The organism is Micromonospora globosa (assembly GCF_000717585.1).
GTDB lineage: Bacteria > Actinomycetota > Actinomycetes > Mycobacteriales > Micromonosporaceae > Micromonospora > Micromonospora aurantiaca.
Map to the genome: position 1 here is coordinate 71663 of NZ_JNZR01000001.1, position 19553 is coordinate 91215.

A 19553-nucleotide genomic window follows, 5' to 3' on the forward strand; every position below is an offset into this window, starting at 1 on the left:
TCGGTTCCTCCGCTGTCAGCCGCTTCGCCGGTACGTCACCGGACGGTAAGGAGTGTCGGCACGGTAAGTGTTCCGTAAGGTTGAATCGAGCGCGCACCGCCGTCGGGCGGCCCTAGCGTCGGCGGTATGCCGACACAGATCGACGTGGTGCTGCCGTGCCTGGACGAGGCCGCTGCTCTGCCCGCCGTGCTGACCGCGTTGCCGCCCGGGTACCGGGCGATCGTCGTTGACAACGGGTCGCGCGACGGCTCACCCGAGGTGGCCGCCCGGCACGGGGCCCGGGTGGTGCACGAACCACGGCGCGGGTACGGAGCGGCCGTGCACACCGGGGTCGAGGCCGCCGACACGGAACTGGTCTGCGTGCTGGACGCCGACGGCTCCTTCGCTCCCCGGGAGTTACCCGCTCTGGTCGCCCTCGTCGCCGACGGTCTCGCTGATCTGGCCGTCGGCCGTCGCCGACCGGTCGGCGACGGGGTATGGCCCTGGCACGCCCGGGCGGGCACGGCGCTGGTCGCCGCGCTGCTGCGGCACCGGGGCATGCCGCTGCGCGACCTCAGCCCGATGCGGGTGGCGCGCCGGGAGGCGCTGCTCGCCCTTGGGGTCACCGACCGGGCCTTCGGCTATCCGCTGGAGCTGTTGATCCGAGCCGCCGCGGCGGGCTGGCGCATCCACGAGGTGGACGTCACCTACGCACCGCGCGCTGCCGGCACCCGTTCCAAGGTCTCCGGCTCGGTACGGGGCACCCTGCGGGCCACCCGAGACTTCGCCGCCGTGTTGCGTACCGTCCGGAAGTCGCGGTGACCGTCGTACTGGTGATGGCCAAGGCGCCCGTGCCCGGTCTGGTGAAGACCCGGCTGTGCCCGCCGGTGACTCCCGTCCAGGCCGCCCTGCTGGCCGCCGCCGCGCTGCTCGACACCCTGGACGCCGTCCGGGGGACACCAGGGGTGACGCCGGTTCTGGCGTTGGCCGGACATCTCGCGGAAGCCGTGGACGGCGTGGAGCTGACCGCCGCCCTCGCCGGTTGGTCGGTTCTGCCGCAGCGCGGCACGGACCTCGCCGACCGGCTCGCGCACGCCCACCTCGACGTCGCCGAGATGTTCCCCGGCCGCTGGGTCCTGCAGATCGGGATGGACACCCCGCAACTGACCCCGGCGTCGCTGGCCGCCGCCGTGCGCCGGCTCGAAGATGCCGATGCGGCGCTCGGCTTCGCCCACGACGGCGGCTGGTGGGCGCTCGGGCTGCGCGACCCCCGGCAGGCCGTGATGCTACGGGCGGTGCCGATGTCGACGCCGGTCACGGGCCGATCGACATGGTCCGCGCTGACCGGACGCGGGTTACGCCCCGTGCCGCTGCCCGTGCTGCGGGACGTGGACGACTGGTCCGACGCGCACGCCGTGGCGTCGGCGGTCCCGGACGGCCGGTTCGCCCGCCAGGTAGAGGCCGTGCGTCGCGACATGGTGGTACGCGCGTGAACGGGGACGGATTCGCCTCCGCGCTACGCGACCCCGCCGGAGACGTGCACTGGCTGGTGCCTGCGGACGGGCCCAGCCGCCGCCTGCCGGTGGAGCGGTGGCATCGGCAGGCCACAGCCGCGGAGGCGACGGTGGTGGCCCGCTGTGCCGGCGCCGGTGCCTGGCAGGGGCAGGCCCACGTGGAGACCGGACGACACCGGCGGACCCCCTTCCGCCGGGCGTGGCTGGACCCGGATGCGATGTCAGGTGTCGCTGTGGCGGCGCGCTCGCCGATGACAACCGGGAGATCTACGAGGACATCGTGCGGCTGGCCGGTGGCCCCGGCCGGACCCGGATCGGCATCGTCACCGCCGCCGCGCGGTGCGGGCCGAGGATCCGACGCCGGCACTCCGGACTGCAACAACGGCGACTGCTACGCCGGCCTTTACCGGACCTGCGGGGCGGCCGACGCCCAGTGGATCCCGATCGACCTCGACCACCCGGGCGCCGCCGGCGACCGGTACCGCTACGTCACCACGATGACACCACAGCCCGGGCGACCGCTCCGATACGTAACCGAATTCCGGAATCCTACTTCTTATCTCGGGTAGGATCGGTGGTGTGGAGGCGTCACCGTTCCATGGCGTGGTGGCCTGCCTGGCCACCATGCACGGCAAACAGTGGGCGCTGCGTCCGCTGCTGCGACGACGGCTCGGGATGAGTGTGCGGGTGGCGCCGGTGGACACCGACGCGCTCGGTACGTTCACCGGCGAGGTGCGGCGGGTCGGCTCGGCGCGGGAGACCGTGGTGCGCAAGGCCCGGCTCGGGATGGCCGCGACCGGGTCCGTGGTCGGGCTGGCCAGCGAAGGGGCGTTCGGCCCGCACCCGGCGGCTCCCTGTACTCCTGCCGACGTGGAGTACGTGGCGCTCGTCGACGACCGGTCGGGTCTGACCCTGGTGGAGAGCGCTCTGAGCGTCGAGACCAACCACGGCCAGGTGGTCACCGACGGTCGGGACCGCGGCGCCGTGCTCGCGTTCCTGCGCCGGGCCGGGTTCCCGCACCACGCGGTCGTCGTCCGGCCCGCGGCCGGGCCCGGTCGGCCGGTCAAGGGACTCCGCCGGCTCGCCGACGTCCTCGTCGCCGTCCGGCGGGCCGCCCTCGACTCCGCCGACGGCACCGCCGTGCTCGGCGCGGACCTGCGGGCCCACGTCAATCCGACCCGGATGCGGGTCATCGCCGCCGCCGCCGACCGGTTGGCCCGGCGTCTCGCCACGCCCTGTCCCGCCTGTGCGGCGCCGGGATTCGGCCTGGTCGGCACCGAGCCGGGACTGCCCTGCCGCGACTGCGGCACGCCCACCGCCCACCACGCGCTGCTGGTCTCGGGATGCGGCAGGTGCGCGTACCGCTCGCGCCGGCCCGTGGGCGGCGCCGCGGACCCCGGTGCGTGCCCGGTGTGCAACCCCTGATGAGGCGTCGCCCCACTCAGTGCGACCGCATCGACGCGTTGTTCGGTGGCCGCAGGCGGCAGGCCCGCCGGGCCGGCGGTGGCAGCGCGGGCCGCACCTCGTTGAGGAGGCGGTCCGCGTCGTGCCAGATCATGCCGTGGATGCCGCAGCGGCCGGAGCGGACGGCCTGGTCGAGCAGGGGGGACCGGCGGCGCAGGGCGGTGAGCGTGGCGCGTACCCGGTCCGGCCCGCTGCCGCCCGCCAGGGAGCAGGAGGCGTGGCCCAGCACGACCAGCAGGGGTGCGCCGAGGCGCGCGACCGCGTACTCCAGACTGCCCAGCGCGGCCGGGCCGACCTGCAGGCCGGCGGTGCGGACCGCGTAGACGTCGACGCCGCCGAACACGGTCACGGCCTCGGGCTGCGGGTCGGCGCACGACAGGACCGCGGCCACCGGTGTCGCGCCGGCCGACGGGACGGGAAGGCCGCCGGCCCGGAACCGGTGGTGCCCGGCGCGTAGCCGGGCGAGGGCGAAGCTCGGGCTGGTCTGCCACACCTGCGACGGGGATCCGGTCGCGTCCATCGCTCCTCCTCGTGCCGAGCCACTGTCTGTCGTGCGTCTCACGATACACGAATTACGAATCGTGTAATACAGTGCGCATGTCTGAGGAGGTGACGATGTCCGTCGCACTGGTTCTGGGAGTCCTGGCCGGGCCCGCATCGGCGGCGCTGTGCGCGCTGGCGGTACCCGATCCCCGTCGAGCCGCCCGGGTGGTGGGGGCGCTGCTCGCTCTCACCGCCGCCGCGGCCGCCGCGCTGCTGGCCCGGGTCGCGTACGACCCGGTGGCCCCGGCGCTCCTGCTCCGGCTCGACCCACCCGGGCCGGCGTTCTCCGTGGGGATCCGGCTCGACCGGTTCACCGCGCTGTTCGCGCTCCTCGTCTGCGGGCTGGCCGCCGTCGTCGCCGGCTACGCGCGCCGCTATCTCGACGGCGAGCCGGGCGCCCGCGCCCTGCAGGCCCGGATCGCGGCGGCCACCACGGCGACCCTGGTGATGACCACCGCGCCCAGCCTCGTGCAACTGGCCGTCGGCTGGATCGCGGCCGGGCACCTGCTCATCGGGCTCATCGGCTACTACCGGGAGCAGCCCCGGGTACGGGCGGCGGTGCGCCGTACCCGGGCGGTGTTCCTCGTCGGCGACGTGGCCCTGGTCGCCGGCCTGGCGCTGCTGGTCGCGCCGACGGGCGACGCCGACCTGGACGCGGTCCGGGCGGCTGCCGGCGACCGGCCCGGCTGGCTCCTGGCCGCCGCCGGCGGGCTGCTGCTGGTGGCCGGCGCGGTGCGATCGGCCCAGGTGCCGGCGCACCGCTGGCTGCCGTACACCCTGGACGCCCCGACCCCGGTCTCCGCCTTCCTGCACGCAGGCATGGTCAACGTCGCCGGCTTCCTGATGATCACACTGGCGCCGGTGGTGGTCGCCGCACCCGGCGTGATGCCGGCGATGGTGCTGACCGGCCTCGTGACCGCGGTGTCCGGGACGGTGTTCGCCGCGGTGCGCACCGACGTCAAGGGCACCCTCGCCCGGTCCACTGTCGCGCAGATGGGCTTCATGCTCGCCCAGTGCGGGCTCGGCGCGTTCGGCCTGGCCGCCGTGCACCTGGTCGGGCACGCGGTCTACAAGGCGTACGCGTTCCTGTCCGCCGGCGGCGCGCTCCAGGCCCAGGCGCGGACCGCGGCCGCGCCCCGCCCGGTCGGCCCGCCCCGGACCCGGACCGTGGCGCTCGCCGGCGCGGCGGTGCTCGCCGCCGTGGCGCTCACCGAGCTGTCGCTCGGCGCCAGCCCGAGCGGCCTGCTCAGCGCCGTCCTGGCCGGTGCGGCCGCGCTGACCGCGGTGCGGTCGGCGCTCGTGGACCGCGAGGTGCCGGCGCGGACCGCCGTCGCGATCACCCTCGCGGCGGGCGCGCTGGCCGGCGGCTACCTGGTCGCCGGTCGGGCCGTCGCCCGGTGGCTGGGGCTGCCGACCTCGGTGACGGACGCCGGGGTGGGCGTCGCGGCGGTCACGCTGGCCCTGGTGGCCGTCGCCGGCGCGTTCCTGGTGCGCCGGCACGGCGCCGCGCTGTGGTGGTGGGCCTGGCGTGACGGCGCCGGCGCGTGGTGGCGCCGGTCCGCCGGCGTGGCGGCGGGGGAGCCGGCCGCCTGGGCCGTGACCGCCGTACGCCGCCGCGACGCGTCCGACCGGTCGGACGCCGCCCGGGTCGTCGCCGCGCTGGCCGCTGCCGGTGACCACGTCGCCGCGGTCTGGCCGCTGGACACGTTCGTGGCGGTCAACCCGCTCGCCGGCCGGGAGCGGGTGCCGTTCGCGCGGGCCACTGCCGAGCTGCGGGCGCTCGGCGGCGCGCGGACCCACCTGCCGGCCGACGAGTACCGGCGGCGGCTGCGCGACGGCGAGATCGAGCCGGCCGACCTGACCGCGGTGCTCCCCCCGGCGGCCTCGGCGCCGGTCACGCTCGGCGGACGGTCGATCACGGCCGCGGACCTCCAGGTCGCTGCACTGGCCCACCAGGTGCACGACGGACCGCCCCCGCCACCCGACCTGCTCGCCGTGGCGCGGCGCCGGCTCGCGGTGACCCGGCCCGCCGTCGAGGCCGACCCGGACCCGCTCACCCTGGCCGAGTTGCTCGACCGGGTCCTGGGTACCCGGATCGGCGCCGACGTCGACGAGCTGGTGGCCGGCTGGTGCGCGGCGCACTGCGGCCGTCCGGCCGCCCGCTGGCCGGTTCCCGGCCCGGCCGACGAGAGCTGCTGGGCGCGCTGGCGGCGGGTGGCCGGCGTCGACCGCGCGGGCGTCAGCGGCCTGCGGGCACTCGTCGCCGCGCTGCCCGCCGAGCCCGAGCGGGCAGTCGCCCTGCTCCTGCGCGCCCTCGGCGTGGCGCCGGCGGCCTGGCCGGCGTATCTCACCCGGTCCCTGCTCCGGTTGCCGGGCTGGGCCGGCTACGCCCGCTGGTCTCAGACGCGTCCCGGTGAGCGACCGGACCTGACCCCGCTGGACCTGCTCGCGGTCCGGCTCAGCTACGAGCTGGCGCTGGCCGGCACCGCCACCCACCGCCACCTCGGCGTCCCGCCGACGCTCCAAGCGGTGACCGCCGCGACGACCCCCACCGCCGCGACGCCGACCGCCGTGTCGACGCCCACCGCCGGGACGGCGGGGACCGTACCGGCCGCCGGTGCGCCGGGGACGGACGAGCCGGCGGCTCTCGCCCGGCTGGTCGCGGCGCTCGGCGTCGACGCGCCGGCCCTGGCGCTGCTGCCCGAGGAGACGGTGGCGGTGGTGCGCGACGTGGTGGCCGAGCTGTCCCCGGCGCGGCAGGCCGAGGTGTGGCTCGCCGCCGCGGAGCACGCATACCGGCGTCGGTTGCGGAACCGGCTGGACCACGGGGCGCGGCCGCGCCCACGCCGCGCCGCCCGCGTCACCCCGCTCGCCCAGGCGGTGTTCTGCATCGACGTGCGCAGCGAGGGCCTGCGCCGGCACCTGGAGGCGGCCGGGCCGGTGGACACCTACGGCTTCGCCGGCTTCTTCGGCCTACCCGTGCGCACCGTGGCGGCCGATGCCGCCCGGGGCCGGGACCGCTGCCCGGTGCTCATGCGACCGGTGGCCACCGTCGGGGAGACCGCCGACGCCACGCGGGTACGCCGCCGGCGGGCCCGGCAGGCGTGGCGCCGGGCGTTCGCCTCGGCCAAGGCCGACCCGGTCGGCGCGTTCGCCTTCGTGGAGGTCGCCGGCGTGCTCGCCACCGCCGCCCTGGCGGTGCGCGCCGTGGCGCCGGGCCGGTTCGCGCCACCCGCCGACGACACCGCGCCGACGGTGGCCGACCTCGCCGCCGCCCTGACCCTCGACGAGCAGGTCTACTACGCGGAGGCGACGCTGCGCACCGTCGGGCTGACGACCGGCTTCGCCCCGCTGGTGCTGCTCTGCGGGCACGGGGCCACCAGCACCAACAACCCCTACGCGGCCGCGCTCGACTGCGGCGCCTGCGGCGGCAACCGGGGCGGGGTCAGCGCCCGGCTGGTCGCCGCGCTGCTCAACCGGCCCGAGATCCGCGAGGCGCTGGTCGCCCGGGGGATCCACCTGCCCGCCGACACCCACGTCCTGGCCGGCGAGCACGACACCGTCACCGACGAGGTGCGCCTGTTCGATGTCGACACCGTCCCCGTCCGGCTGCGCCCGCACGTCGACGACCTGACGCGCCGGCTCGCCGAGGCGGGAGCGGGTCTGCGCGCGGAACGGGCCACCCGGCTGCCCGGCCGGCCGGGCTCCCGCCACCTGCCCGGCCGCGCCTCGGACTGGGCCCAGGTGCGGCCGGAGTGGGCGCTGGCCGGCAACGCCGCGTTCATCGCCGCGCCGCGCGAGCTGAGCGCCGGGCGCGATCTCGGCTGCCGCACGTTCCTGCACTCCTACGACTGGACCGCGGATCCGGACGCGGTCGCGCTGGAGACGATCATGACGGGCCCGCTCGTCGTGGCGTCCTGGATCAACCTCCAGTACTACTTCTCCACGGTGGATCCGCACCGCCTCGGTGCCGGCACCAAGACCGTGCACACCGTCCTCGGCGACGCGCTCGGCGTCCTCTCCGGATCCGGTGGCGACCTGCGTGCCGGGCTGCCGCTGCAGTCCGTCGACGACGGGACACGGCCGGCGCACGACCCGCTGCGGCTGCTCGCCGTGGTCCACGCCCCGCACCACCTCGTCGACACCGTGCTCGGCCGCAACCCGGCCCTGCGCCAGCTGATCGACGGCGGCTGGATGTCCCTGACCGTCATCGACCCCCGTACCGGCGAATGGAGTGACCCGGGCGGATCCCGGCGCACCACGCCGCTCCCGGCCCTCGGCCCAGAGAAGGAGTACAGCGTATGAACGAGCTCGGACTGACGCGCATGGTCAAGGTGGAGGTCGTGACCCGCGCCGACGACGTCGACGCCGTCCGGACGCTGCTGCACGCCTCCGGCGTGAGCGGTTGGACCAGCCTCAGCGGGGTCTCCGGCTTCGGCCACCACGGCACCCACGAGGGCCGGCTGCTCTTCAACGACCGGGCCGGACTCGTCATGGTGATCGCCGTGCTGCCGCTCGAGCGGGCCGAGCCTGTCGTCGTCGGCCTGCGCGACATCCTGGCCCACCGGCCCGGCGTCATGTTCGTCAGTGAGGCCTGGGTGAGCCGGCCCGAGTACTTCGGCGCCGATCGACCGGCGGGCCCGGTGACCTGAAGGGGGCGAGTCGCGTCCGGGCGGGGTGGCGACCGCCGCCCCGCCCCGCCCCGCCGTGGCGGCCGGACCCGGCCGAGGAGGCCCTCGGGCACGTCCGGTCGTCCGCCGCTGTACGCACCCGGCCGACGCCCGCATCCCAGCTGATGCGCTCGTTCACGCGCGCGGCGGGTCCAGGAAGCGTTGTGCCAGTTCGGCGAGGGTGTCGGCGGTGTTGTCGACGGGCGCCGTCGGCAGCACGATGTGGCTGACGACCAGTCGCGCGAGGGATTCGGCGCCGACGGCGACTTCATCGGGAGGCACCCGGGGCAGGTGCGTGTCCGCCCACTCCCTCAGCACCGTGACGGCGGCGGCCAGGGCCAGGTCGGCGCGGGTGGTCAGGTAGGGGAGCAGGGCGTCGGTGCCCCGGGCACTGTTGAGGACGGCTTTGACCAGCGGGTCGGTGCCGGCCTGCGTCAACACGAACGTGACTGCGGCATGGACGGCGGCTCGCACGTCGCCGCCGTGGGCGGACAACGCCTCCCGCACACCGTCCATGAACCGGTCGATCTCGCGGTGTGCGATGGCTTCGCCCAGTCCGGCCTTGTTGGTGAACTCGTTGTAGAGCGTCTGCCTGCTCACGCCCACGCGGGCCGCCACGTCGGCCATTCGTACCGCGTCCCAGCCGCGGTCGATCGCCAGGTCGCGGCCGGCCGTGATGACCGTGTCACGCAGGTGCCGGCGCGCGGTGTGGCGATAAGGCGGAGGGGCGGCCATGGTGCGCCGAGTCTATCGAGTAGACACACATGCCTTGCGTGTCTACTCAATTGACGCAGAGCCGGATATTGTCAAGCGTGGTTATCCGTGTGACAGTCGACGCAGCGCTCGACACTCCGGAGGCGGTACATGCAGACCTCGATCGATGCTCCAGCCGCCGGCTGGCGTGACGGCAAGAAGCACCTGTGGCCACTGGCTCTCCTCGTGCCGGTGCTGCCGTTTCTGGCGTACGCGTTGTGGCAGCCCGGCGCCGGACCCGCTGCCTGGTGGCTCACCCCGGCGGTGGTCTTCGGACTCATCCCGATCATCGACGTGCTGCTCGGTGACGACGGAGAGAACCCGCCCGACGACATCGCCCGGCGGTTGCAGGAGGTCCGCTACTACCGCTGGATCACGTTCCTGTTCCTGCCGGTGCAGTACGCCGCCCTGCTGCTCGGAGCGTGGGTCTGGACGCGTGGCGGCCTCGGTGCCGCCGGCGCCGCCGGCCTGGTCGCCACCATCGGGATCGTCAACGGACTGGCCATCAACACCGCACACGAGCTCGGCCACAAGCGCGAAACGGTCGAGCGGTGGTTGTCGAAGATCGCCCTCGCGCCCACCGGGTACGGCCACTTCTACGTCGAGCACAACCGCGGGCACCATGTCCGTGTCGCCACACCGGAGGACCCGGCCAGCGCCAGGCTGGGGGAGAGCTTCTACTCGTTCTGGCCGCGTACGGTCTGGGGCAGCCTCATCTCGGCGTGGCGGCTGGAGATCGGCCGCTTCCGGCTGCGGCACAAGAGCCCGTGGACGCTGCGTAACAACCTGCTCAACGCCGGGCTCATGACCGTCGTGCTCTTCGCCCTGCTGATCGCTGTGTTCGGGTGGCGGCTCGTGCCCTTCCTGTTCCTGCAGGCGATCGTCGGCTTCTCGCTGCTGGAAGCGGTCAACTACCTCGAGCACTACGGATTGTGCCGCCGGCGCACCGCCACCGGCCGCTTCGAGAAGGTCGACCCACGGCACAGCTGGAACAGCGACCGCGTCGTCACCAACGTGTTCCTCTTTCAACTGCAACGCCACAGCGACCACCACGCCAACCCGCTGCGCCGCTACCAGACGCTGCGCAGCTTCGACGTCTCGCCGCGACTGCCCGGAGGCTACGCCTCGATGGTGTTGCTCGCTCTCGTTCCGCCGCTGTGGTACCGGGTGATGAACCCACGGGTTCTGGCGCACTACGGCGGCGACCTTAACCTCGCCAATCGCAACCCCCGCGCCGAGGCCCGACTGCGTCGCCGCTACGGCCGGCCCGCAGCGGACACCACAGCGGTCCACGCCGCCTGACCCGACCCGGTGTAGGTCTGACGGCACCTCTCCGTGTCAGGGCGTAGGATTTCGGTTCCTGCACGGAACGGGGCCGTGCCCGGCCGGTCGCGCCGCTTCGGCCTCGCCGGGCGCCGTGGCGTCCGGGACGAAGGGTGGACACCCCGGATGCACCAGCGGATCCTGCTGCGAGCCCGCAAGGGCCCGTTCGACGTCGTCACCGCCGAGGAGACCTACGAGCGGGACTGGATCGGCAAGAACAGCGGCAACCTGGTCTTCAGCCACGCCGCGCACAAGCTGCTGTCCACCTCGACGGCGGAGATCACCCCGTCGCGGTTCCGGACGGACCCGCGCGATGCCGACGAGATCAACGAGAAGTACGACGTCTTCGTGATCCCGCTGGCGAACGCGTTCCGACACGACTACGTGAACCGGTTGACGTCGATGACCCGGCTGATCGAGCGGCTCAAGATCCCGGTGGTGGTGCTCGGGGTCGGGGCGCAGACCGACGTGGACGGCGACCGGGAGTACCTGCGCCCGATCGACGAGCCGGTGAAGGCGTTCTGCCGGGCGGTGCTGGACCGATCGCACAGCATCGGCGTACGCGGCGAGATCAGCGAGAACTACCTGCGGACGCTGGGCTTCTCCGCCGTCGAGCAGATCGGCTGTCCGTCGATGTTCCTGCACGGCGACAGCTTCCGGGTCGAGAAGGCGAAGGCCACCCTGGACACCGAGGATCGGCTCGCGTTCGTCATCTCGCCGTACGTCCGCGCGTTGGCCCCGATCGTCCAGCACCACCACCAGCGCTACCCGAACCTGCGCTACGTGGCGCAGGGCCTGTACACCCTCGGCACCCTGCTCTACGGCGACGCACCGAAGTTGCGCGGCAAGACCGACGACATGCCGATCCACACCTCACACCCGCTCTTCGTCGAGGACAAGGTGCGGATGTTCATGGACCCGTGGCCCTGGATGGAGTATCTCTCCGGATTCGACTTCGCCTTCGGCACCCGGATCCACGGCACCATCACGGCGCTGATCTCCGGCACTCCCGGGTATCTCCTCGCACACGACTCGCGCACCCTGGAACTGGCCCGCTACTTCGACATCCCGCACCGGTTGATGCGCGACGTGCCGGCCGACGTCGACGCCGCCCGACTCTACGAGGAAGCCGACTACACGGCCCTGAACGAGGGCCACAAGGAGCGCTTCGCGCGGATCACCGCGTTCCTCGCCAAGCACGACCTCGGCCTGTCGTTCGCCGACGGGGACAGCGCCACCCGCTTCGACGAGCAGGTCCGCCGAACCGTCTACCCGCCGGCGGTCCGGCCGGCCTCCGCCTACACGGCCGAGGAACTGCTGACGCGCATCCAATGGCTGCGGGACGAGAACCGGACGCTGCAGCAGAAGCTCACGGCACGCCGCGCGCAGCCACTGCGCGACCAGGTCAAGCAAGCGGTGGGCCGCCGGGTCCGCCGGATGCTGTCGCGCTGACCGTCGTACGCCTGCTCGGCAGCGGAATGGCCGGCGCCGCGACGGCGGAGTTCGGCGTGGCGGGGCGATCAGCCCGCCGCGAATCGCGAGAACCCTTCTTATTTCCATCGACCGGCATTACGCTCTGGGCCAGCCCTGAGGTGCATCACATCGGAGGTTCCTATGAGGACGATGACCATCCGTCGCACGACTGCACTCCGCCTGGTGTCCGGCGCACGCCGCCTGTGGATCGAGTGGTGCTGGTAACTGCCGGCCCGGCGGGCGCTCCCGGGCGCCCGCCCCTGCGGCGGTGGGCCCTGCGGTGACGGACGGGGCGGAGCGCTACGACTGCCACCGCGACCACGGACCGTACGCCGGGGTCTCGGCCTTCCTCGGCCGGGTCGCCGCCGACCGGCCCCGCCTGGCGGCCCGGCACGCGGTCGAACTGCACGCGATCGCTCCCCAGCTCGACCCGGCGGCCCGGCCGGCCGCCGAGGAGGAGCCGATCCGCTTCCACCCCGCCCGCCGTACCGCCTGCCTGGCCTACGGCGCGGCGGAACTCGTGGCGGCCTGGGCCGGCACGCTCCGGCGGCCCGTCACCGTCCGGTTCGATCACGTCGCCGGCGCCGACGAGACGACAGCCGAACTGCTGGACGCGCTGGCCCGCCGGCTCGGGCCGGCCCCGGTGCGCCTCGACCTGCGCGACGACGGTGCCCCCGATCCGGCGCCCGGCGAGCGCACCCCGCAGGCGCTGCGACGGGCACTGGGCGACAGCCTGGCCCGCGGCTACTACCACCACGCGGCCCGGGTCGCCCGGCGCGGGCGGGCGGCGGTCACCCCCGACGGCGACCTGCGGCACTGGTGGGCGTTCACCACCGGCCTGGCCACCGCCCTGGCGGCCCTGAACCGGGCCGCCGAGGCGCTCGACCTCTACGACGAGGCGCGGGCCGTCACCGACGACCCGAAGATCACTATGTCGGCGGCGTACGCCACCGCCATGCTGCACGCCCGGCACCTGCCGGCGGCCGACCAGGACCCGGCGCTGGCCCGGCACTGGCTGGAGGTGGCGCTGCGCCTCGCCGCCGAACTGGCCGACCCACGCCGGCGGCTGCTGTCGACGGTCTTCTACGAGCAGGGCCTGGCGCTGCTGGACAGCCGGGCCGGCCGGCCCGACCGCGCGCTGCGGCTCGTCGACGACGGGCTGACCCGGCTGACGGCCGCGCTCGGCCCCGGCGAACGCCCGCAGGACCTGGCCCGGCTGCGCCACAACCGGGCGCAGGTTCACCTCGCGCTGGGCGACCCGGCGCGGGCGCTGGCCGATCTGGACACCGTGATCGCCCACGACCCCGACAACTGCGAGTACTACGTGGACCGCGCCGCCCTCCACCGGGCGGCGGGCCGGACCCGAGCCGCGATCAGGGACTACGACGCCGCCATCCGGCTGGGACCGCACCTGCCCGAGGCGTACTACAACCGGGCCGTGCTCCAGCAGGAGCGGGGCCGCCCCGAGCGGGCGCGCGCCGACCTGGAGCGGGTGCTCGCCATCGAACCGGGGCACCTCGACGCCCGGATCGCCCTGGTCAACCTGCACGTGGAGCGCGGCGCGCTGGATGCCGCCGAGGCGGGTGCGCGGGCCGGGCTGGCCGGCGCTCCGCAGGAGCCCGCGCTGCTGTGCACCCTGGGCCTGGTCCTCGCCGAGCGCGGCCGGCCCGTCGAGGCCGACGAACTGCTCACCCGGGCCCTGAACGGGGACCCCGAACTGGTGGAGGCGTGGACGAACCGGGCCGCCGCCCGGTTCGAGCGCGGCGACGTGGCCGCCGCGCTCGCCGACCTGGACCGGGCGGTGGCGCTGTCGGAGGCCCCCGTGCCGCGCTACAACCGGGGTACGGCCCTGGCCCGGCTGGGCCGGTGGGACGAGGCGGCCCGCGACTTCGCCCAGGCGCTCGCCCAGCCCGGCCTGGACCGCGCCCTGCGCCGGGATCTGCGCGCGGAACTCACCAGGTGCCGCCGCGCGCTGGCCGTCTGACCCGGCCCGGCCGGGGAGCCGGCGCTCATCGTGCGCCGGCCCCGGTCCGGGGGAGGGGAGCGGGTTCAGCAGCCCTGGCGGCGGCTGTAGATCTGGTGGCGCTCACCGGCCCATCCGATGTAGCCGACCGCCTCGACGCAGTAGTTCGCCGTACCGGTGACGGCGACCGGGCCGGCGTAGTAGCTGAAGTCACCGGAATTGGTGTCCGCGCCGCCCGACCGGGTGCAGTGCGCGCCCTCGCCCGACCGCTCCGCGCAGCGGTAGATCTGCACGAAGGTCGGCGCCGACCTCCCGTACGCCGCGCCGCGGTGGTAGAAGCAGGCGCTGTTGGTGCCCCCGTTGCTGCTGTTGTAGTAGATCACCAGTTCACCGAGCCCGGACGACTGCACCTGGCTGTAGGTGATGGTCCCCGAGCAGGAGCCGGCCGCCTGGGCGGCGGGGGCGCCGACAGTCAGGCCCGCCGCGACGGTCACCAGCGCCGTCAGCGCCGAAAGCATGCGTTTCATGTACCTACCTACCCAATCCACAGTCGACTGTTCCGTAGTGGATCTTAATCAACCGGTGACCTTCGCCGTGGCCCTGATCCATAGGCAACCACCTATTGACAAACAATATTAACAATTGGACCCTGCTGAGAGAGCGCTCTCCCGTCCCCCTGTCTCCCGCGAGGTGTCCCCATGCGTCTCCGAAGAAGGCTGCTCGCCGCCGCGTCCGCCCTGCTCGCCGGGCTCACCGGCGCCGTCGTCGCTACGCCCGCCCAGGCGGTCGGACCGGCGTTGCTGCCGGTCACCGTCACCAACACCACCGGCCGCAGCGACCCGGTCCACCTCTACGTCATCGGCGTCCAGCTGTCCTCCGGCCGGCTCGGCTACGTCACCTCCGGCGGCGGATTCGTACCGTGGACCGGCGGGCAGCTCCCGCCGTCACCCGCGCCGGACGTCTCCATACCGGGCCCCGGCAACGGCGGCAGCACCACGATCCAGTTCCCCCGCGGCTTCTCCGGCCGGGCCTACTTCTCCCTCGGGCAGAAGCTTAAGTTCTTCCTCACCCCGGACGGACTGGTGCAGCCCGCGCCCTGGGCGGCCGGTGACGCGAACCGCGACATCCTCTTCGACTGGAGCGAGTTCACCTACAACGACTCCGGGCTGTGGCTCAACAGCTCCCAGGTCGACATGTTCGCGATCCCGCACGCGGTCACCGTGACCGGCGCCAACGGCGTCACCAAGCGCACCGGCGACGTGGTGGCCAACGGACGCAACGCGGTGATCGACGGGATCCGGGCGCAGCCGGGCTGGGCCGGCACCGTCCACACCCGCTCCGACGGGACCGTGCTGCGCGTCCTGGCTCCGGGCAAGGCGGCCGGGGCCGGCCTGCTCAGCACCACCTACCTGGACTCGTACATCGCCTCCGCGTGGAACGCGTACACCACGAAGACCCTGACCGTGGCGCCCTTCGCCGACCAGCCGGCCATCCGGTACTACGGCCGCACCTCGGGCAACACCATGACCTTCACCAACGGCAGCGGCCAGGTCGTCGCCTCCTTCAACCGGCCCTCCTCGGCCAGCGTCTGGGGCTGTGACGGCGACCTGCCCGCGCCGAACGACCAGGTGGTCGGCCCGATCTCGCGTACGCTCTGCGCCGCCCTCAACCGAGGCACGCTCGGCACCGTCGACACCCAGCCCAGCACGAACGCCGCCGACTTCTACCGCAGCAACCCCACCAACCAGTACGCACGCCTGATCCACGCCAACATGACCGACGGCCGGGCGTACGCGTTCGCCTTCGACGACGTCGGCGGATTCGAGTCGCTGGTGCACGACGGCGATCCCCGTTCGGCCGGACTGATCCTCAGCCCGTTCACCGGCGGTGGCGGCGGCACCCCGACCACCGGGGTGCCAGTGGTCAGCAACTGGAACAACAAGTGCATCGACGTGCCGAGCTCCAACTTCGTCGACCGCGCGCCGTTGCAGATGTGGAACTGCAACAACACCAACGCGCAGAAGTGGACGTTCAGCGGCACGGCGCTCAAGAGCCAGAACAACAAGTGCATGGACGTCGACGCCGGGTCCACCGCGAACGGGGCGGCGGTGCAGCTCTACACCTGCAACGGCACCGGCGCCCAGCAGTTCACCCTGAACGCGGCCGGAGACCTGGTCAACCTCCAGGCCGGCAAGTGCGTCGACATCAAGGACTGGAACGGCAACGACGGCGCGAGGCTCCAGCTCTGGGACTGCGGGGGCACGGCCAACCAGAAGTGGCGCAAGGGCTGACCAGCCGTGCGAACGGTGGCGGGGGCCGACCGCGAGTCGCTCCCGTCACCGGCAGGCGACGGACGAGACGGCCGGTGACACGACGCCGCGCACCGAGGCGTCCATCGACGTTCATCCAACAGATCGATGTGCGTAAGCTCCGCCCGGTCAGATCTGGGGAACCTACCGAGGAGGTTCCATGGATCGTCGAGCAATGCTGCGGGCCACTGTCGTCGGTGCGGGCGCTGTCGCGCTGCCGTTCACCGCGTGGTCGGCGGCGTACGGAGCCCCGGCGCAGAACGCGGCGGGCCCCTACGGTGGGCTCCAGCCCGCCGACGCCAACGGCATCCAGTTGCCGGCCGGCTTCACCAGCTCGATCGTCGCACGATCCCGTCGGACGGTGCCGGGGACGTCGTACACCTGGCACGACGCTCCGGACGGTGGCGCCGTGTTCCCGAACGGCACCGGCTGGATCTACGTGTCGAACTCCGAGGTGTCAGCCGGTGCGGGCGGCGGTGCCTCACGCCTCGTCTTCGACTCCAGCGGCACCGTGGTCGGGGCGTCGCGGATCCTCTCCGGAACCAATAACAACTGCGCCGGGGGCAAGACACCGTGGAACACCTGGCTCTCCTGCGAGGAGGTGTCCCTGGGCCGGGTCTTCGAGACGTACCCCCTCGGCGGGACCGCCGTGGCGCGTCCCGCGCTGGGCCGGTTCAAGCACGAGGCGGCCGCGGCCGACCCGGTCCGCCGGGTCGTCTACCTGACCGAGGACGAGACCGACGGCAAGTTCTACCGGTTCGTGCCGACCACCTGGGGCGACCTCTCCGCTGGAACCCTCCAGGTCTTCCGCGCCGGTACGGCGACCTCCGGCACGTTCACCTGGGCCACGGTGCCCGACCCGGACGGCTCGCCCACCCCGACCCGGCAGCAGGTGTCCGGCGCGAAGACGTTCAACGGCGGCGAGGGCTGTCACTACGCGGATGACACCGTCTGGTTCACCACGAAGGGCGACAACCGCGTGTGGCAGGTCAACCTGGCCGCCGGCACGTACGAGCTCGCCTACGACGACAACCTGGTCAGTCCGGGCACCCCTCCGCTGACCGGGGTCGACAACATCACCGGGTCCACTGCCGGTGACCTGTACGTCGCGGAGGACGGCGGGAACATGGAGATCTGCATGATCACGCCCGACGACAAGATCTCGGTCTTCCTGCGGATCACCGGACAGAGCGGTTCGGAGATCACCGGGCCGGCGTTCACCCCGGCGGGGGACCGGCTGTACTTCTCGTCGCAACGCGGCACGACCGGCTCGTCCTCCGGCGGCATCACCTACTGCGTCACCGGGCCGTTCCGCCGATGACCGGCTCCCGGCCCCGCTGACAGTGACCACGAGGTGGAGGACGCCCGGTCTTCACCGGGCGTCCCGCCGGCCGTCACGGCACGTGTCCGGTTCCTGGCGCATTGACATCGGCGCTCCGGCCACAGCAGACTGTCGCGACAACTGAACCACCGCGTGTACGTGCGGGGGAAGACCGGTCGAAATCCGGCGCTGGCCCGCAACGGTAGGCCGCCCAGAGAAATCTGCGGCGGCGAGCCCGAATACCCGTCGTACGCGTGCATCCGCTCCCCACCCGTCGTGGCCCACGGGTCGGAGTCCCGGTCGACGCGGCGTTGCCGCGGTCGTCCGGGCTTTCGACGACCGCCGGGCCGGAGAGGCGCTTCCGATGGTCGTCCGCCGAAGCCGGCACCGCCTGCTCACGCTCCTCTGCGGCGTACTCGCCGCCCTCACCCTCACCACACCCGCCGTCGCCGCCCCCGAGCGCGCCGCCCTCACCCGCCCGGAGGCCGCCGGCGGCTGGCTCGCCCGGCAACTCGTCGACGGCGAACGCTTCGAGGCGGTCTTCGACGGTGTCGCGTACCCCGACCAGGGGCTGACCCTCGACGCCGTGTTCGCCTTCGCCGCCACCGGCGTCGCCGACGACCACGGCGCCGACGCGCTGGCCTGGGTCACCCGGCCGGACATCCGCGACGGCTACCTCGGCGACGGCGTCTCCGAGGCGTACGCGGGTGCGACCGCCAAGCTCGCCCTCGCCGTGCAGGTGCGCGGTGGCGACCCGGCCGACGTCGGCGGGGTGGACCTGATCGCCCGGCTGCGCTCGCTCCAGACGCCGGCCGGCAGGTTCAGCGACCGGTCCGCGTACGGCGACTACAGCAACGCGTTCAGCCAATCCTTCGCGCTGCTGGCGCTGGACCGTACGGCGGGCGGAGCGCCGCCGGCGGCAGCTGCCTGGCTGGCCGGCACCCGGTGCCCGGACGGCGGCTACCCGCTGCTGCCCGCGCAACCGGTCTGCACGTCCGACGTGGACGCGACGGCGCTCGCGGCACAGGCGCTGCGCGCCGCGGACCGTCCGGCCGACGCCGCCGCCGGGCTGCGCTGGCTGGTGTCCGTTCAGCGTGCCGACGGCGGCTTCGCCAACGCGGGCGGCACGCCGAACGCCAACAGCACCGGCCTCGCCGCGCAGGCCCTGCGCGACGGCCACCGGCTGCCGGCCTGGGCGCGGGCCCGGGCATTCCTCGCCGGACTCCAGGTCGGCTGCGCCGGGGCGCCGGCCGACCGGGGCGCTGTCGACTTCGACGGCGGCGGCTTCGACCCGGCCACCGCACCCCGGGCGACCGCCCAGGCCGTCCTCGGTCTCACCGGGATCGGGTACGCCCGTCTGTCCGCCGCCGGCGCCGACCCCGGCGCACCGGCGCTCGCCTGCCCGTGAACCCTTCGCCGCTCACCCGATCACAGGAGGATCCGTGTTCCGTCATCGTTCCACAGTCCGCACCTGGCTGGCCGGCCTGCTGGCCGCCGTCGTCGCCGGCGTCGCGCTGACCGCAGTCGAACCCGCGCCCCGGGCGGCGCACGCCGCCGCCTGCGCCGGCACCTCGGGAGTCACTGTGGTCGTCGACTTCGCCGCGCTCGGCGGCGGCGTCCAGGTCGCCTGTGCGCCGGGCGATCCGGCCACCGGCCTGGCCGCGCTCCAGGCCGCCGGCTTCACAGTCACCGGCACCGCCCGCTGGGGCCTGGCCTTCGTCTGCCGGATCAACGGCAAGCCCACCGCCGCGACCGAGCCGTGCGTCAACACCCCGCCGGCCACGGCGTACTGGTCGTACTGGCATGCGTCCAGCGGCGGCTCCTGGTCCTACAGCACGTCGGGGGCGACCGGCTACAACCCCGCGCCGGGCAGTGTCGAGGGCTGGTCCTTCGGCGCCGGCGCCCCGCCGAGCATCGCCGCTCCCTGAACCGCCGCTTCTAAGTGGTGTGACCAGCGGCGCACCGGGTACCGGCAGCTGCTCTGGCGTCGTCGCGCGCCCGGGCGGTACGGTGTCGGCACCCGGTGCGCCGGGCACACAACTGCATACGTCCCGCGCGGGGGGAAGCCGGTTCGAAGCCGGCGCTGACCCGCAACCGTGAGCGAGAGTCCCCCTTTCGCGAGCCGGAATGCCCCGCCCGGGACGAGCGGCTTCCACTGTCGAGGTCTACAGGGTGAAGTCCGGGCCGCCGAGGTCCGACCACCCCGCTCACCGCAGCACGCGGAGCGGGGTGTCCGTTTCT

General features: G+C 73.8%; 15 protein-coding genes and 2 riboswitches. Of the genes, 12 read left to right on the forward strand and 3 right to left on the reverse strand.

The window, feature by feature from the left end; genetic code table 11:
• Positions 1 to 126 precede the first annotated feature (126 nt).
• From IF06_RS0100325 to IF06_RS0100335, 3 genes are all read left to right on the forward strand, one after another.
• The gene (locus IF06_RS0100325) at positions 127 to 801 is read left to right on the forward strand and encodes a glycosyltransferase family 2 protein (protein ID WP_030268159.1); all 675 of its coding nucleotides are present in this window, start codon (positions 127 to 129) and stop codon (positions 799 to 801) included.
• Positions 798 to 1472, forward strand: a complete 675-nt coding sequence (locus IF06_RS0100330; protein WP_030268161.1) for a TIGR04282 family arsenosugar biosynthesis glycosyltransferase — start codon at positions 798 to 800, stop codon at positions 1470 to 1472. Before IF06_RS0100325 ends, IF06_RS0100330 begins: the two co-directional genes overlap by 4 nt.
• Positions 1473 to 2072: 600 nt before the next feature.
• Complete coding sequence (locus IF06_RS0100335) at positions 2073 to 2918, forward strand: DUF6671 family protein (RefSeq protein WP_030268164.1); 846 nt, start codon at positions 2073 to 2075, stop codon at positions 2916 to 2918.
• Between the two features lie 16 nt (positions 2919 to 2934).
• On the opposite strand, the gene IF06_RS0100340 is transcribed toward IF06_RS0100335, so the two are convergent.
• A complete protein-coding gene (locus IF06_RS0100340; protein ID WP_013287092.1) occupies positions 2935 to 3477 on the reverse strand; it encodes a carbonic anhydrase in 543 nt (180 codons plus the stop codon).
• A 95-nt stretch (positions 3478 to 3572) separates the two neighbouring features.
• Between IF06_RS0100340 and IF06_RS0100345 the strand changes: the two genes are divergently transcribed.
• Together IF06_RS0100345 and IF06_RS0100350 are read left to right on the forward strand one after the other, a co-directional pair.
• Positions 3573 to 7805: a putative inorganic carbon transporter subunit DabA gene (locus IF06_RS0100345; RefSeq protein WP_030268166.1), complete on the forward strand. Its 4233-nt coding sequence runs from the start codon at positions 3573 to 3575 to the stop codon at positions 7803 to 7805.
• The gene (locus IF06_RS0100350) at positions 7802 to 8152 is read left to right on the forward strand and encodes a DUF190 domain-containing protein (RefSeq protein ID WP_030268168.1); all 351 of its coding nucleotides are present in this window, start codon (positions 7802 to 7804) and stop codon (positions 8150 to 8152) included. The genes IF06_RS0100345 and IF06_RS0100350 overlap by 4 nt, the downstream gene beginning before the upstream one ends.
• A gap of 153 nt (positions 8153 to 8305) precedes the next feature.
• On the opposite strand, the gene IF06_RS0100355 is transcribed toward IF06_RS0100350, so the two are convergent.
• Positions 8306 to 8905 carry a TetR family transcriptional regulator gene (locus IF06_RS0100355; RefSeq protein WP_013287089.1) on the reverse strand — a complete coding sequence of 200 codons (600 nt, stop codon included), beginning with the start codon at positions 8903 to 8905 and terminating at the stop codon, positions 8306 to 8308.
• A 129-nt stretch (positions 8906 to 9034) separates the two neighbouring features.
• Here IF06_RS0100355 and IF06_RS0100360 point away from each other — a divergent pair, with 129 nt between their 5' ends.
• The 3 genes from IF06_RS0100360 (at position 9035) to IF06_RS34655 (ending at position 13703) form a co-directional block, all read left to right on the forward strand.
• Complete coding sequence (locus IF06_RS0100360; protein ID WP_030268171.1) at positions 9035 to 10225, forward strand: alkane 1-monooxygenase; 1191 nt, start codon at positions 9035 to 9037, stop codon at positions 10223 to 10225.
• A gap of 147 nt (positions 10226 to 10372) precedes the next feature.
• Positions 10373 to 11698, forward strand: coding sequence for a polysaccharide pyruvyl transferase family protein (locus IF06_RS0100365; protein ID WP_030268173.1), 1326 nt, complete (start codon positions 10373 to 10375; stop codon positions 11696 to 11698).
• 301 nt (positions 11699 to 11999) lie between these two features.
• Positions 12000 to 13703, forward strand: coding sequence for a tetratricopeptide repeat protein (locus IF06_RS34655; protein ID WP_030268175.1), 1704 nt, complete (start codon positions 12000 to 12002; stop codon positions 13701 to 13703).
• Between the two features lie 65 nt (positions 13704 to 13768).
• Here the strand turns inward: IF06_RS34655 and IF06_RS0100375 are convergent, their stop codons facing one another.
• Complete coding sequence (locus IF06_RS0100375; RefSeq protein ID WP_013287086.1) at positions 13769 to 14209, reverse strand: hypothetical protein; 441 nt, start codon at positions 14207 to 14209, stop codon at positions 13769 to 13771.
• A gap of 171 nt (positions 14210 to 14380) precedes the next feature.
• Here IF06_RS0100375 and IF06_RS0100380 point away from each other — a divergent pair, with 171 nt between their 5' ends.
• The 4 genes from IF06_RS0100380 (at position 14381) to IF06_RS0100395 (ending at position 19240) form a co-directional block, all read left to right on the forward strand.
• A complete protein-coding gene (locus tag IF06_RS0100380; protein WP_030268178.1) occupies positions 14381 to 15973 on the forward strand; it encodes a beta-1,3-glucanase family protein in 1593 nt (530 codons plus the stop codon).
• Between the two features lie 178 nt (positions 15974 to 16151).
• Positions 16152 to 17312, forward strand: a complete 1161-nt coding sequence (locus IF06_RS0100385) for an alkaline phosphatase PhoX (RefSeq protein ID WP_013476266.1) — start codon at positions 16152 to 16154, stop codon at positions 17310 to 17312.
• Positions 17313 to 17441: 129 nt separating this feature from the next.
• Positions 17442 to 17578, forward strand: a riboswitch (cobalamin riboswitch).
• 98 nt (positions 17579 to 17676) lie between these two features.
• Positions 17677 to 18720 (forward strand): peptidase, encoded by a 1044-nt coding sequence (locus tag IF06_RS0100390; protein ID WP_030268181.1) that lies wholly within the window; start codon positions 17677 to 17679, stop codon positions 18718 to 18720.
• A 34-nt stretch (positions 18721 to 18754) separates the two neighbouring features.
• A complete protein-coding gene (locus tag IF06_RS0100395) occupies positions 18755 to 19240 on the forward strand; it encodes a hypothetical protein (protein WP_030268182.1) in 486 nt (161 codons plus the stop codon).
• Positions 19241 to 19371: 131 nt separating this feature from the next.
• A riboswitch (cobalamin riboswitch) is annotated at positions 19372 to 19445 on the forward strand.
• Positions 19446 to 19553 lie beyond the last annotated feature (108 nt).